General features: G+C 62.7%; 11 protein-coding genes. 3 read left to right on the forward strand and 8 right to left on the reverse strand.

Translation table 11 applies throughout. The features are described 5' to 3' along the window. Positions 1-36: 36 nt before the first annotated feature. The 3 genes from G489_RS19980 to G489_RS0110165 form a co-directional block, all read right to left on the reverse strand. A complete protein-coding gene (locus tag G489_RS19980) occupies positions 37-1,182 on the reverse strand; it encodes an ABC transporter ATP-binding protein (RefSeq protein ID WP_051332515.1) in 1,146 nt (381 codons plus the stop codon). 1 nt (position 1,183) lies between these two features. Further along, complete coding sequence (locus tag G489_RS0110155) at positions 1,184-3,046, reverse strand: ABC transporter permease (RefSeq protein ID WP_407059828.1); 1,863 nt, start codon at positions 3,044-3,046, stop codon at positions 1,184-1,186. Positions 3,047-3,385: 339 nt separating this feature from the next. Continuing rightward, on the reverse strand, positions 3,386-4,270 hold the full coding sequence (locus G489_RS0110165; RefSeq protein WP_029041464.1) for a LysR family transcriptional regulator: 885 nt from the start codon (positions 4,268-4,270) through the stop codon (positions 3,386-3,388). A 95-nt stretch (positions 4,271-4,365) separates the two neighbouring features. Between G489_RS0110165 and G489_RS0110170 the strand changes: the two genes are divergently transcribed. After that, the gene (locus G489_RS0110170; RefSeq protein WP_029041465.1) at positions 4,366-5,064 is read left to right on the forward strand and encodes an NIPSNAP family protein; all 699 of its coding nucleotides are present in this window, start codon (positions 4,366-4,368) and stop codon (positions 5,062-5,064) included. A 71-nt stretch (positions 5,065-5,135) separates the two neighbouring features. Here the strand turns inward: G489_RS0110170 and G489_RS0110175 are convergent, their stop codons facing one another. From G489_RS0110175 to G489_RS0110190, 4 genes are read right to left on the reverse strand one after another with little or no spacing between them, the layout of a single operon-like run. Further along, entirely contained in the window at positions 5,136-6,719 is a 1,584-nt protein-coding gene (locus tag G489_RS0110175) for a glycoside hydrolase family 66 protein (RefSeq protein WP_035872354.1), read from the reverse strand. A 2-nt stretch (positions 6,720-6,721) separates the two neighbouring features. Next, positions 6,722-7,561 (reverse strand): carbohydrate ABC transporter permease, encoded by an 840-nt coding sequence (locus tag G489_RS0110180; protein WP_051332516.1) that lies wholly within the window; start codon positions 7,559-7,561, stop codon positions 6,722-6,724. Further along, entirely contained in the window at positions 7,558-8,511 is a 954-nt protein-coding gene (locus G489_RS0110185; protein ID WP_029041468.1) for a carbohydrate ABC transporter permease, read from the reverse strand. The genes G489_RS0110180 and G489_RS0110185 overlap by 4 nt, the downstream gene beginning before the upstream one ends. Before the next feature lies 1 nt (position 8,512). After that, positions 8,513-9,772 (reverse strand): extracellular solute-binding protein, encoded by a 1,260-nt coding sequence (locus tag G489_RS0110190; protein WP_029041469.1) that lies wholly within the window; start codon positions 9,770-9,772, stop codon positions 8,513-8,515. Positions 9,773-9,934: 162 nt separating this feature from the next. On the opposite strand from G489_RS0110190, the gene G489_RS0110195 reads away from it, so the two are divergent. Both G489_RS0110195 and G489_RS0110200 read left to right on the forward strand, forming a co-directional pair. Then, positions 9,935-11,089, forward strand: a complete 1,155-nt coding sequence (locus G489_RS0110195; RefSeq protein WP_035872363.1) for an ROK family transcriptional regulator — start codon at positions 9,935-9,937, stop codon at positions 11,087-11,089. Positions 11,090-11,124: 35 nt separating this feature from the next. Beyond that, positions 11,125-12,774 carry a glycoside hydrolase family 13 protein gene (locus tag G489_RS0110200; protein WP_029041471.1) on the forward strand — a complete coding sequence of 550 codons (1,650 nt, stop codon included), beginning with the start codon at positions 11,125-11,127 and terminating at the stop codon, positions 12,772-12,774. 110 nt (positions 12,775-12,884) lie between these two features. Here G489_RS0110200 and G489_RS0110205 read toward each other — a convergent pair. Next, the coding region (locus G489_RS0110205; RefSeq protein WP_029041472.1) for an NAD(P)(+) transhydrogenase (Re/Si-specific) subunit beta at positions 12,885-14,154 on the reverse strand (1,270 nt) is incomplete at its 5' end.

Raw genomic sequence — 14,154 nt, forward strand, 5'->3', positions numbered from 1 at the left:
GTGTTGACCGCGCCCGGACCGGGCACGGCAGGTTCGTTATCCGGCCATTTCGTTGTTGGCGGCTGTTCGCGACCGGTCAGTGCCCAGCTCCGCCCGGTGGTCCGCTTCGTCGAAAGCGAGCATGGCCGTGGGAGCGACATGGAACTGCACTGTCGAACCGACAGGCAGCGCCACGGGCTGATTGAACGAGGCGAAGATGGTCCGCCCCCCGCAATCGAGTTCCGCGATCCAGCTGCCGCCAGTCGGCAGGACCGCCGCCAGCCGCGCCTGGCCGGCAAAATGATCGTCTGGCACCGTCTCTTGAGGACCCGCGAGCTGAACGGTTTCGGGGCGCAGCCCCAGCGAACCGATGGCAGGGCGCTGCGGATGGAGGCGGGTTACATAGTCCCGCACCATGGTTGCCAGACTGTCCGTCTCTTTGTTTTCAAGCGAGACGACATTGATGGGCGGGCTGCCCACAAATTCGGCGACAAACCGGTTGGCCGGGCGATTATAGATCTCGTCCGGGGTGCCAACCTGTTGAAGCGTGCCCTGGTGCATGACCGCGATCTTGGTGGCGAGTGTCATCGCCTCCCACTGGTCGTGGGTCACGAAGATGATCGTGGTACCGAATTCGGAATGGATGCGTTTGAGCTCGGCGCGCATTTCGAGCCGCAGCCGCGCATCGAGATTGGAAAGCGGCTCGTCAAGCAGCAGCACCTTGGGGTTCACCGCCAGCATGCGGGCCAGGGCGACGCGTTGCTGCTGGCCACCGGACAGCTGGGACGGATAGCGGTCACGATACTGGAGGATCCCCAGGGTCTCCATGACCCGTTCCACCCGCTCCAGCCGCTCCTTCTTGGGAACGCGACGGAGCCGCAGGCCGAAATCGGTATTGCGCTCGATGGTGAGATGGGGCCAAAGGGCATAGCTCTGGAACACCAGCCCCATATCGCGACGCTCGGGGGGAACGAAGATCCCGTCGACAATCGAGTCGACCGGCTTGTCGCCAATGGAAATGCAGCCACTGGTGAGGTGTTCAAGTCCGGCGATCATGCGCAGGGTCGTGGTCTTGCCACAGCCTGACGGTCCCAGCAGGCACATGAAGGCGCCGTCCTCGATTTCAAGGTCGAGATCGGAAACCGCCCTGATGGCGTTGCCGCCATAGCTCTTGTTTACGCCGGTCAGCGAGATGTTGGGCATGTCAGCTCCCCAGTCCTTCGGCGAGATTGGTCTTGGTGATTTTCTGTGCGGCGAGCGTGCCGAAATAGGCGATCGCGGCGATGATCAGCACGACGGCGTTTGCGGCCTGGGTGTAGTTGTAGTCGATCAGGCGCAGCGAATAGGTGGTCAGCACATCGGTGCTGGGCACGGCGAGGATGACGAACAGGCTCAGCCCGCGAATGCCGGAGATGAAGGGCAGCAAGACGCCGGCGACCAACGCCCCCTTCTGGATCGGGATGACCACGGAGATCATCCGGCGGAACCAGCCTGCCCCCGCAATCTGGGCGGCCTCCTCGGGGTCCTTGCCCAATTGCATCATGGCCGAGATCCCGGCCCGCGACGCATAGGGCATCTGGTCGGCCATCAGGGCCAGCAGCAGGATGAAGGCCGTGCCGTAAAGTGCCGGAACGGGGCCGCGCGGCACAGCGAAGAGTGACAGATAGGCGGCCGCAAAGGCGATGCCCGGCACGAGATAGGGGAAGAAGGTGACCTGGCGCAGGAAAGTGCCCACCGAAAGGACCGGCGACCGTACCACCACATAGCCGACCAGCAGACCCAGCAGGCCAGAGCACATAGACGCCGTGCCCACGATCCAGAGCGTATTCCAGGTCGCTTGCCAGAGTTCGGGCGCCAGCAGAATGCCGGTGCGCAGTGCAACGGTGTCGAGCCCGGTGCCGATCCAGTAATCGAGCGTGAAGTTGGACAGCGCGAAATTGCCGGGCACCTGCATCAGGGTCGACAGCACCAGCGTGGTCAAAGGCAGGCCGACGCTGAACAGGAACATGAACGCCGCAAAGCCGGTTGCCGGCCAGCGCAGGATACCGAGTTCGGAACGCCGGTTCATGGCGCCCTTGCCGCCGACGGTGACGAATTTGCGGGCCTCGCGCACCAGCCGCGCATCGATCAAGAGCGACAGAATGCCGATCAGCATGATCGCTCCTGCCAGCACCGCAGCAACGCCGGTCTGACGGGAGGAAATGCTGCGATAGAGCGAGGTGGCCAGCACGTCGTATTTGACCGGCAGACCGAGCACATAGGCGACGCCGAACTCGCCAAGACATTTGGCGAAGATCAGCACCGTCGCCGACATCAGCGAGGGCAGCATGAGCGGCAGGATGATCTGCCTGGCCACGACATGCGGGCGTGCACCGAGAATGCGGGCGGAATCCTCGAGCTGGGAGTCGAACCGGCGCAGCGCATTGCCGAAAAGCAGGATCACGAAGGGGGTGTAATGCAGCGCCAGGATGATAGTGATCGGCACCTGGCCATAAGCCATCCAGTCCGGCGGGGTGATCCCCATGGCCTCGAGCCAGCCCTGCTGGCCGCCGACCGTGCGGTTCTTGAACAGTGTGGTCCATGCCAGCGCGAAGGTCCAGGATGGCAGCATGTAGGGCACGATCAGGGCCGTGGCGAACCAGCGCCGGCCGAACATGTCGGTGCGGCTCAACAGCCATGCGAGAGTGCCGCCGATCAGCAGCGAGATGGTGATCACGCCGAAAGCGACCGACAGGGTGTGGGTGAGCGGCGCCCAGAACAGGTCCTGCGCGACGGGCGAAGTGAGAGTGCGCAGGATGTAATAGGCGGTCAGGGATCCCCTCTCGCCACCGGCACGGCGGGCGTCGCCGAACTGGACCTGCACAGCGTCCCCCAGCAGGGTGACGATCGGGACGATGATCAGATAGGCGAACAGCGCGACCATGAGCAGGCCGATAATGGCCGTCGGCTCGCGCCATTTGGTGGCCAGGGCATAGCGCCACCGCGCCATGCGGTCGGGCTCCCGCTTGGTTCCGGCGCCCTTATCGGCATGCCGGGTCGCTGAGGTTTGCTGATCCGCAGCGCTCATATGCAGACCACCGAACACAAGTCTCTGCCGAGACCCGTCACTTCATTGCGCCTTGCAGACAAAGGCCAACTCCTCCCCTCGCCATGCCAATGCATGAACCGTCACGGCTTTGCGCCGCCTTTTCCTCATCTTCATGGGGCATTCCGGCAAAGTCAATCATTTTTTGCACAGCTGTGCAAAATTGATTGGCCTACATATAATGCTGTTTTTTCAGCTTTATTTACCCTATCTCGCATTCTCGCGCGATGATCGCATCGATCATTGTTGGTATTGATGGATAGCTGTGCAGGTACCAGCAGGCCATCCAGCCTTGCGGTCAATGACGGCCATACGCGGAATTCAAAGCGCGCTCAGCGCGGCCTGAACATGATCGACAAATGCGCGGGCATTCGTCAGGGCCGTCCGGCGCTCGGTATAGAGCGCATGAACCGCCACATCGGGAATGCACCATTCGGGTACCGCCACAGTGAGCGCCCCCGCATCAAGAGCCTCGTGGATCGCGAATTCGGGCAGAACGGCGTAACCGGTGCCCTCGGCAAGCATGGTGCGGATCAACGCGGCATTGTTGACCACGATCTGCGCTTTCGGGTCGGCGGTGAATTGGCGTCCGCCCGGGCCGATGAGGCCCAGCCGGGGCGGTGTGGCAGGGGACCGCAGCCAGGTTGACGCCATGAGATCATCCGGCGCGGTGAGATCCCGGGCCAAATCAGCACCGCAGCAAACAACCCCCCGGGTCGTGAACAACTTGCGCGCCAGCCTGTGATCGTCGCCTGGATCGCCGATCCGCAGGGCCAGGTCGACCCTGGCCGCCACCGGATCGACCACCCGGTCTTCAAGGTCAATTTCCAGCTCGATCCCGGGATACTGGGCCGCAAAGCCTGACACGATCCTGGCGAATACCGGACTGGCCAGCACTGAAGGCGCCGAGACGCGCAGCCGTCCCGCGAGGTTGCGGCGGGTGTCGCGCACGGTGTCGAGGCCCTGATTGAAGGCATTGGCCATGGCCCGCGCATGCGGCAGGAAGGCTTCGCCGTCCGCGGTCAGGGACAGGCGGCGTGTCGAGCGGAACAGCAATTGCCGCCCGAGCCTGTCTTCCAGGTCCGAAACCATCTGACTGACATAGGGCGGTGAACGACCCAGGCGGTCGGCCGCGGCGCGGAAACTGCCGGTATCAACGACAGTGGCGAAGGCGAGCGTGGGGCGCAACAAGTCGAGTTCATTCATCGTAATAACCTATCAGTCTGAATGAACCTTCGTAAATAATTAACACCGGTGCGATCCGGCACAATGTCCCTGCCCCCAAAACGAAAGAGGACACCATGCTGAAAACCCTCACTCTTTCCGCCGTTCTGGCGCTGACGGCGGGCTTCGCACTGGCACAGGAAAACAAGATGACCGATCCGATCTACGAGCTCGCAATCCAGGAAGTGAAACCGGGGATGGAATCCCAATGGGCGCAACGGCGCGCCGCGTTTCTCGGTCTGCTGGGTCAGCGCGACGGGAATGAAGCCGACTGGACCTTTCAGTCGTTCTTCACCCTCCCCGAGCCGGGGCCGAACCCGGTTTATGTCGGGATTACCCGCTGGTCGCACATGGCCGACTTCGCTGCCGCATCCGAAGCGTTGATGCCGACTGCCGAGGCGCAAGCCTTTTTCGAGACGGTGAACATGCAGGCCTTTGTGCAGATGTCGCCGGCAGATGGTCAGCCTTTTGTGCTTGAAGACCACATCAACACACCTGGCCAGGTGATCGAAGCCGCAGTCAGGCGCGCGCAGCCCGGTCAGGAAGAAGCCTATACGCCCGCGCGCGATGCCTTCTTCGCCCGCGTTGCCGAACAACCCGGCTATATCTTCCACCGCGAATTCATCACTGCTGACGGATGGCAGGCCGTGTTGATCGGTTGGGATGACCAGCCCTCCTTCATGGCGGCGCTCCAGGCTTTGTCCCAGATGGCTGAAATGGGCGCCTTCTTCGAGCTTGCGGACGTCATGGCGTATCAGGCCGCACTGGTCGAATAATCACAGCTGTCGGGCGGGTCGACGGCCCGCCCGACTCCCGACCTGTATTCACCGATGTGCCGTGCAATGGCCTAATCCCGGATCAGGATCACCATCCAGGTCTGCAAGGGTGGGAGTTTGGCCGACGCCCGGGCGCCGCTGATTTCGACATCGATTTCGATCAGCCTCCCCTCGGCATCCGGATCGGCCACGCTGATGCGGGGCGGGTTTGGCCCGGCGCACCGATAGTCCAGCACCCCTCCGGCCAATTGTGTCACCGTCTGGCGGGCCGCATCCCAGAGCGTATCCGCCTGATCGGCGAGGTTGATGAGATGCACCACCAGACCTTCCGGTGTGCGCGTGATGCGCCGCCACACATGGCCAGCCATCGGGTCACCGGACACTGCCGCATCAGGAAATTTCACCTCGAGATCGCCATTGTATTCGCCCGCATGGCTGTTGGTGACATCCGTGATTGCACGCGGCATCAGCAAGGCGTCATGGGCGACGAGGAAGTCGTACCAGCGTTTGAGGAGGGCCTCGGTCGAGGGGGCCATGACATGGTTTCGGACATAGTAGGGATCGACCAGCAGCCGGTCCGCCTCCCCGGCCAGAAGCTGGGTGGCGCCATGCGAGAACAAGGTCGCCATGGTCAGCGCCGTGGCCGTGTCCGCCGCTTCAGCCGGCGCGGTGTCATAGACATGCTGATAGGCGGCGATGACCACGGGCTTTTGCGGATCGAACGACCGGGCACGCTCAACCGTGCGGGCGAGGTCGCCCAGTGCCAATTGCGGTTCCCAGACTTCGATATAGATCGCGTCCTGTGGCGTGGCCGCGGTCGCCCGCGTCGGGAAATCATTCACATTGTTGAAGACCAGACGGGCGGCGGGCAGCTTTTCGCGCACGGCGGCGATCATGGTGCAAAAGGATTCAGTCACATCGATCACGGCACCGTCCTCGCGAACGGCGCGTTTCGGGTAGCCATACTGGTCGAGATGGAAGCCGTCGAAGCCGAGTTCATGGGCGGCCGCCAGGTCGGCGCCGAAATGCTCCAACCAGGCCGGCGCCGCCGGATCGAGGATGAACAGGAAGTCACCAAGCCCGTAGAACTCGCCTGCCGCGTTCTTCAGCCCCAGCGTCTGCCATTGCGGCCATTCATCGGGTCCTGCCGCGTAGACCGCCGCATAGCCCAGAGCCCGCGCGCCGGCCTCGCCCACCGCAGAGATCAGGGCGCGTACCGTGGCCAGGGATATCGGCTGGTCAAGGGCGTCGCGATAATCCTCGCCACCACCCAACAAATCGGCATGGCGATAAGCCCAGTCATAGAACTGGATATCCGTGAGGTGCAGGCGCCGGACCAGATCGGCAACGCCGGCACAGTCCTTGTTCGGCGCATAAGAAGCGACGAAACCATAGCGCATCCGGTCCGCATCTTCACCGACCGCCAGCGCGGTGCGCAGCGTCGTGCCACCGGTATCGAGCTCAACCGCATAGCCACCCGGTTCGAGGCCGGGAATCCGGATGGTCCCTCCACCTTCATGGTCTTGCGTGTGAACGGTCTCGCCCAGCAGCGTCACGCGCACCGTTCCGGGCGCACCTTCACCCCGGACTTCAACAATGATGGGAGTGTGCGCCGCGTTGACCGCACGCGCAGGCAAAAGTTCGGGTTTCGGCATGGTCATCCCTTGACGGCCCCGGCGGTGAGGCCCTGAACGAAGTAGCGCTGGAACAGCAGGAAAACGGTGACGACAGGCACGACGGCAATCATCGAGGCGGCGAAGACCAGCCCCCATTGGGTGCCCCGCGGCCCGTGCAGCAGTTGGATCGCGATCGGCAGGGTCATGTTTTCCGGGGTGGAAATGATGGTCAGTGCCCAGGCGAACTCATCCCAGCAAGCGAGAAAGGTGAAGATCGTCGCGGTGGCCAATGCCGGCCTTGCCAGCGGCAGGAACAAATCCCAATAGCGCCGCCAGGCATTGGCGCCATCGACCTGCATGGCCTGGTCGAGCTCTTCGGGGATCGCCTCGAAGAAGCCGCGCAACAAGAAGGTGTTGAGCGCAAGTGAGCCGGCCACATAGAAGACGATCAGGCCAACAAGGCTGTCGAGAAGGCTCAGATATTTCGCGAGGATGAACTGCGGAATGATCAGCATCATGGCCGGCACCATCAGACCCAGCAGGAGGATACGGAACATCAATTCGCGCCCGGGAAACCGGAAGCGCGCGAACCCGAACGCCATCATCGAGCTGAGCAGAACAGACAGCGCCGTGGCGGTGACCGCGACGATGAGTGAGTTGAAAAAATAGCGGCCGAAATCGAGCCCGAGTATGTGCTCGTAGTTCGACAAGGTCGCCGGGTCCGGAATGAACTGGGGCGGCACCGTCAGCACGAAGGCCTGCGGCTTGAAGCTCGTCGAAACCATATAGAGGAACGGCGTCACCATGATGCTGGCGCCGACGATCAGCGCGACGAGGCGCAGGGCGGTTCCGGGTGACACGAAAGCGGTGCGTTCGCTCATTTTTCGCCTCCGTCCCGGTTTCCGAAGAACTTCAGTTGCAGAACGGAAAGCACGAAGACAAGCACGGTCAGCAGCACCGCGATGGCGCTGCCATATCCGAAATCAAGGTATTCGAAGGCCTGCTTGTACATGTAGGTGAGCACCACTTCGGTGGCGCCGCCCGGCCCACCGCCGGTCATCACCAGCACCGAGGTGAAGACGTTGAAGCCGCCGATCACCAGCATGACCGCGACAAAGATCACGGCCGCCCAGATCGCCGGAAGGGTGACGCTGAGGAAACGCTGCCAGCGATTGGCGCCATCGAGAATGGCAGCCTCCTCGAGGTCGCGCGGCACGCCCTGCAATGCAGCGAGGAAGATCATCATCGACCAGCCGATCCCCTTCCAGATGCCAAGCGCACAGATCGCCACCATGGCGGTCCAGCGGCTCGAGAGCCAGGAGGTTTCGCCGTCGGAAAGATGCAGGAAATCGCCGAGCGTGTAGTTGATCAGCCCTTCATCGGCGAAGAGATATTTGAACAGCAGCGAGACAACGACCCAGCTGGTGACGACAGGCAGATAGAACAGGACCCGGAACAGGGGCTGGGCCGGCCCCTTCTTGACCAGGAGCATGGCCACCATCAGGCCGAGCGCGATTTGCGGCGGGACGGTGAAGAGCATGTAGACGCCGGAGTTGACGAGGCTGTGCCAGAAGCGGGGGTCGGCCAAGGCCCGCTGGTAATTCTCAAGACCGACAAAATCGCTGACCGCCCCGGCAATGATCTTCCAGTCGTAGAAGCTGACCTGGAACGCCTGCACCAGCGGATACAGGATCGCCAGCGTGAACAGCAGAAAACCCGGCGCAATGAAGAGGTATGGCGTCAGGCCCGACATCAGCCGCGCCCGATTTGGCCGGGCGGCCGCCTTGCTCATACCGTAGGGCACGGTTCGAGATGCGGTCGCCCGGTTCATGTCAGTTCCGCGCCAGAAGCTGGTCGATCTGGGCAGCAGCGTCGGACAAGGCATCCTTGACCGAGACGTCGCCCTGGAAGGCCGGCGTCAACGCACCCGAGATGATGGCATCAACCTGCGAAGCCTGCGGGATGGCCAGCCGGGAGCGTGCGGTCTTCAGCTGATCGGAGAACATCGCGAAATAGGGATCGTTATCGTTCTGCGCGTCGGCATAGGCCGGGATCACGGTCATGTTGCCGCTCTTGGCCATTTCGAGCTGGAACATTTCGGTCTGGGTGAAGCGGATGAACTCAAGGGCTGCATCCTTGTGTTCCGAGGACGACGTGAGAACGATGTTCTGGCCGCCGACAACGCTGACCGAACCACCCTCGCCTGCCGGCACCGGCGCGTAGATCGGTTCAAAGTCCGGATACTGACCGGCCCAGATCGCCTTCATCCACGGTCCATCGAGAATGTTGGCATAGCGGCCTGTCGGCAAACCGTCCGAGGTGCTGGTGGCACCCTGGTTGCCGATGATGAGATTTGGGATCTGCCCCGCCTGATAGAGGTCCACGAGCATCTGGATCGCCGCGACACTTTCGTCGCTGTCGAGATAGCCGGTCGCCACGGTGAGATCGGGGTCGGTCACCGCGCCGCCACCGGACCAGATCCAGGGGAAAACGTTCCAGCTCCCCAGACCCGAATCGGCGAAGACGGCCATATCGGTGTCGCCGAGCGCGTCCGCCATGGCCTTCAGTTCCTCGAAGGTGGCCGGGGGTTCGCTCATGCCGGCCGCATCGAGCGCCGCCTGGCTGGTGACGAGGACGCGCGTATTCGTATCCAGCGGAAGGCCGTAATACTCGCCTTCATGCAGGTTGGTGGAGAGGGAACCGGGATAGGTCTTGTCGGCATACATCTGGAAATCATCCATCAGTTCCGACAAGGACACCAGTACCCCGAGGTCTGCGAATTGCGGCACCCAACCCAGATCGGCACGGATGAGGTCGGGCAATTCACCGCCGGCTGCGCTGGTGGTGAGTTTCTGCAAAAGGGCATCATAAGGCACATCGACATAGTCGACTGAGATGCCCGGATGCTCGGCCTCGAAGGCGGGAATCAGGATCTCGTTGAGGGCGTCCTGCTGCGCAGAATTGCCGCCATTGCCGTAGGACCCCCAGAAAGTCAGCGTGACATCCTGGGCATTGGCGGTTCCCGCCATCAGCGTCGCGGCCAGCGCGACCAGGGTTGCGGCGCGACGCGCGCCTTTATGCGATTGGGTCATTCTCTCCTCCGCTTGAGTGGGTTGATGGCACTTGCCGGCCATTTATATATTTTTTATGGCAAAAGAAATTATGGTGTCAACCGCCATTATGACCCGGATTAGGGGCTAGATTATTTCTACAATGGAATTTATAAGAAACCGATGGATGAAGAAATTGACGCCATGCCCTTGAAGAGATCGACCTGGACGGAAGACGCCGGAGCGTCCCGCGCGGTCGCTCTCGAAGTCCTGCGCAACGGGCCCCTGTCGCGCAGCGAAGTCGCCCGGCGGCTGGCGCTTTCGCCAGGATCGCTGACGCGGTTGAGCACACCGCTGATCCGGGCCGGGCTGTTGCGCGAAGTCGGAGAGACCTCGGGAGGCCGGGTCGGCAGGCCTTCCCAGCTGATCGATGTGGTGCCCAACGCCCAGGCCTTTGCCGGGCTCAAATTGCGCGACGATCGGGTGATGGGGGTGATCACCGATTTGCGGGCACAGGTGCACAAGAGCGCCGAGCGCCCCCTCACCTCTCAGGAACCGGAAGCGGTTGCCGACAGCATCAGGGATCTCGTGGACGAGCTGGGCGCGGAATGGAAGCACCCCACGGCGATCGGCATCGGGCTTGGCGGCCGGCTTGCCGCGCATCGCATGGTTCGAAGCGCAGCCTTTCTGGGTTGGGACGACGTGCCCCTGGCGGAGCTTGTCGAACAGCGCACCGGCCTGCCGACGATCCTGGAGAACGACGTCGTCGCCTTCACCGAATACGAGCACTGGTTCGGGGCCGGGCGTGGCCTGTCGCGCTTCGCCGTGGTCACGCTTGGCGCGGGCATCGGCTATGGACTTGTCGCCAATGATGCGGTGGTCGCCGATGAAGACCATGGCATCGGCCTTGTCGGCCACTGGCCGCTCGATCCGTTCGGGCCTGTGTGTTCGGAAGGGCACCGGGGCTGCGCCAAGAGCATTTTGACCGAAGGTGCCATTGTCACCGCCCTCTCCGGCGCGCTTGGTCGCCCGGTCACCTACGAGGAGGCCATGGATCTCGGCGAAGCCGGCGAACCGGCGGCTCGCCGCGTGCTCGACGATGCGGGTGAAGGACTGGGGCGCCTGCTGGCTGCCATTGCCAATCTGACCATGCCCGAGTGCATCGTTCTGGGTGGTGAAGGCGTGCGGCTTGCCAGCGTGGCGCGCGAGGCCGTCGAGCGCGGGATCGCAAAGGACCGGGATCCGCGCACCCGCAAGCTCGACCTCGTCATCCGGTCGGGCAGCGACACGGAGTGGTGCCGGGGAGCCGCGGTACTGGCCATCCAGAGCTTCGTTCTGGGCGCGCGGATGGCGGCCTAGGCATCATGCAGATTCGTGAAAAAGAGAGGCCGGCCATGGGCCAGCAAAGCATCAGCACGCCATGGTGGCGCGATCGCGTCGTCTATCAGGTTTACCCCCGCAGCTTTCAGGACAGCAATGGCGACGGGATCGGCGATCTGCCCGGCATTCGCACGCGCCTCGACTATCTCGACGCGCTCGGGGTGGGGCTGATCTGGCTGTCGCCAGTTTTCGCCTCGCCGATGCACGACAATGGCTACGATATCTCCGACTATCGTGCCGTGGCGCCGGAATTCGGAACCCTTTCCGATCTCGATGGCCTGATCGCCGATGCCCGAAAGCGCGATATCGGGGTTCTGCTGGACCTTGTGGTCAACCACACCTCAGACGAACACCAGTGGTTCCGGTCTGCCCGCTCGGGACGGGATGCGCCATTCAGGGACTTCTATATCTGGCGCGATCCGGCGCCGGATGGCGGGCTGCCCAATGGCGTGCGCTCGACTTTCGGGGGACCGGCCTGGACGCTCGATCCCGAAACCGGCCAATATTATTTCCACCAGTTCTCGCCGCAGCAGCCCGACCTCAACTGGGCCAATCCTGCGCTCCGGTCCGAGATCTACGCCATGATGAACTGGTGGCTCGACCGCGGCATCGCCGGGTTCCGCATGGATGTCATCGATCTGATCGGCAAGGATCCGGACACGGGCATCACGGCCAACGGGCCCAATCTGCACCCATATTTGCAGGAGATGCATCGACAGACCCTGGCGGGCCGAGACGTGGTGACGGTCGGCGAGACCTGGAGCGCGACCCCGGACACGGGGTTGCTCTATTCAGGCGCCGACCGGAACGAATTGTCGATGGTCTTCCAGTTCGAGCACGTGACGGCCCAATGGCATCCCGAATACGGCAAATGGCAGCCCCGGCCTTTCGATCTGATTGCCCTCAAGCAGGCCTTCAACCGCTGGCAGGAAGCCCTGGCCGAAGATGGATGGAATGCCCTGTTCTGGGGCAATCACGACCTGCCGCGCGCCGTCTCGAAATACGGAGACGACGGCGAATATCGCGTTGAATCCGCCAAGATGCTGGCCACTGTGCTGCATCTCATGAAAGGCACGCCTTTCATCTATCAGGGCGAAGAACTCGGGATGACCAATACGCGGTTCGATGCAATTGGCAAGTTCCGCGATATCGAGACCCACAATATGTATCGCGAGCATGTCGCGGCGGGGTTAAGCCCGGATGCGTTCCTGGCCGGCGCCAATGAAAACGGTCGCGACACGTCACGAACGCCCATGCACTGGGATGCGAGCGAGACCGCCGGCTTTACGACGGCGACGCCCTGGATCGGGGTGAACGCCAATGCGGCAGAAATCAATGCACAGGCAGCGCGGGCCGACACGGGTTCAGTGTGGTGGCACTATCGCCAGTTGATCGGGTTGCGGCGTGAGCACCCGATCATTGTCGAGGGATGCTATTCGCCCCTGCTCGCTGAGGACCCGCAGATCTTCGCCTATGAGCGGCGGCACGACGGCTCGCGGCTGGTGGTGATCGCCAATTTTACCGGTGAGCAGGTCACGCGGACACTGCCCGCCGAATGCCGGATCGCAGGCAGGAGCTTGTCATCCAATTACGCCCCGGTTGTCAGCTTTGGCAGCACGATTGACCTCGCGCCCTACGAGGTTCAGGCCGTCCTCGAAGACTGACCCAACCGGGGCGCGGCAACGGAAAGCAAAACGGGGAGAGCGCTGGCTCTCCCCGTTTCTTTTTGGCTTGTTTCGCTTGGTGGCTTGTCGCCTAACCGGTTCCTGAAGGACTATTCTTCAAGCGATTTGACGATGTCTTCGGTCATTTTCTTGGCATCGCCGAACAGCATCATGGTGTTGTCGCGGAAGAACAGTTCGTTCTGCACCCCGGCATAGCCCGCGGACATGCCGCGCTTGATGAACAGGACGGTGCCGGCGTTCTCCACATCGAGAACCGGCATGCCATAGATCGGCGAGGACTTGTCGGTCTTGGCCGAGGGGTTGGTGACATCGTTGGCCCCGATCACGAAGGCCACATCGGTTTGCGCGAACTCGGAGTTGATATCCTCGAGTTCGAACACCTCGTCATAGGGCACATTGGCTTCCGCCAGCAGCACGTTCATATGCCCGGGCATGCGGCCCGCCACCGGGTGGATGGCATATTTGACGGTCACGCCTTCTGCCTTGAGCGCATCGGCCATTTCACGAAGCGCATGCTGAGCCTGCGCCACCGCCATGCCATAGCCGGGCACGATGATGACCTTTGAAGCGTTCTTCATCAGGAAGGCCGCATCGTCCGCCGCCCCCTGCTTGACCGGACGGTCGTCTTCCCCGCCCGAGGCCGCCGCGGCGCTGTCGCCGCCAAAGCCCCCAAGGATCACCGAGATGAAGCTCCGGTTCATCGCCCGGCACATGATGTAGGACAAGATCGCCCCCGAAGAGCCCACAAGCGCCCCGGTGATGATCAGCGCGGTATTGCCCAGCGTGAAGCCGATGCCCGCTGCCGCCCAGCCCGAGTAGGAGTTGAGCATCGAGACCACGACCGGCATGTCCGCGCCCCCGATCGGGATGATCATCAGAACACCCAGCACCAGCGCCAGGATGGTGATCACCCAGAACAGCCAGGGATTGCCGGTCACCGCGAACTGCCAGACCAGAACCACCAGCAGGATCCCCAGCGCGGCATGGATCAGGTGCCGCGCCGGCAGGATGATCGGCTTGCCGGACATGCGCCCGTCGAGCTTCAAAAATGCGATCACCGAACCGGTGAAGGTGAAGGCCCCGATCGCCACCCCGATGCTCATCTCGATGAGCGCCTGCAGGTGGATATGACCCTCGGTGCCGATATCGAAGGCGTCGGGCGCATAAAGCGCCGCCGCGGCCACAAACACCGCCGCCATGCCCACAAGCGAGTGGAAAGCCGCGACAAGCTGCGGCATCGCCGTCATCGGCACCCGCCGCGCCATCACCGCACCGATGCCGCCGCCAATGGCCACGCCACCCACGATCAGCATCCAGGAGACAATGTCGTTGGGACCCGAGACCGCCAGCGTCGTCAGG

It is taken from the genome of Cucumibacter marinus DSM 18995, assembly GCF_000429865.1.
Classification (GTDB): Bacteria; Pseudomonadota; Alphaproteobacteria; order Rhizobiales; family Devosiaceae; genus Cucumibacter; species Cucumibacter marinus.

Coding starts and splice junctions, on each gene's coding strand:
- G489_RS0110165 (WP_029041464.1), bottom strand. CDS start 4,270: ATGAATGAACTCGACTTGTTGCGCCCCACGCTCGCCTTCGCCACTGTC.
- G489_RS0110185 (WP_029041468.1), bottom strand. CDS start 8,511: ATGAACCGGGCGACCGCATCTCGAACCGTGCCCTACGGTATGAGCAAG.
- G489_RS0110155 (WP_407059828.1), bottom strand. CDS start 3,046: ATGAGCGCTGCGGATCAGCAAACCTCAGCGACCCGGCATGCCGATAAG.
- G489_RS0110190 (WP_029041469.1), bottom strand. CDS start 9,772: ATGACCCAATCGCATAAAGGCGCGCGTCGCGCCGCAACCCTGGTCGCG.
- G489_RS19980 (WP_051332515.1), bottom strand. CDS start 1,182: ATGCCCAACATCTCGCTGACCGGCGTAAACAAGAGCTATGGCGGCAAC.
- G489_RS0110195 (WP_035872363.1), top strand. CDS start 9,935: ATGCCCTTGAAGAGATCGACCTGGACGGAAGACGCCGGAGCGTCCCGC.
- G489_RS0110175 (WP_035872354.1), bottom strand. CDS start 6,719: ATGCCGAAACCCGAACTTTTGCCTGCGCGTGCGGTCAACGCGGCGCAC.
- G489_RS0110200 (WP_029041471.1), top strand. CDS start 11,125: ATGGGCCAGCAAAGCATCAGCACGCCATGGTGGCGCGATCGCGTCGTC.
- G489_RS0110180 (WP_051332516.1), bottom strand. CDS start 7,561: ATGAGCGAACGCACCGCTTTCGTGTCACCCGGAACCGCCCTGCGCCTC.
- G489_RS0110170 (WP_029041465.1), top strand. CDS start 4,366: ATGCTGAAAACCCTCACTCTTTCCGCCGTTCTGGCGCTGACGGCGGGC.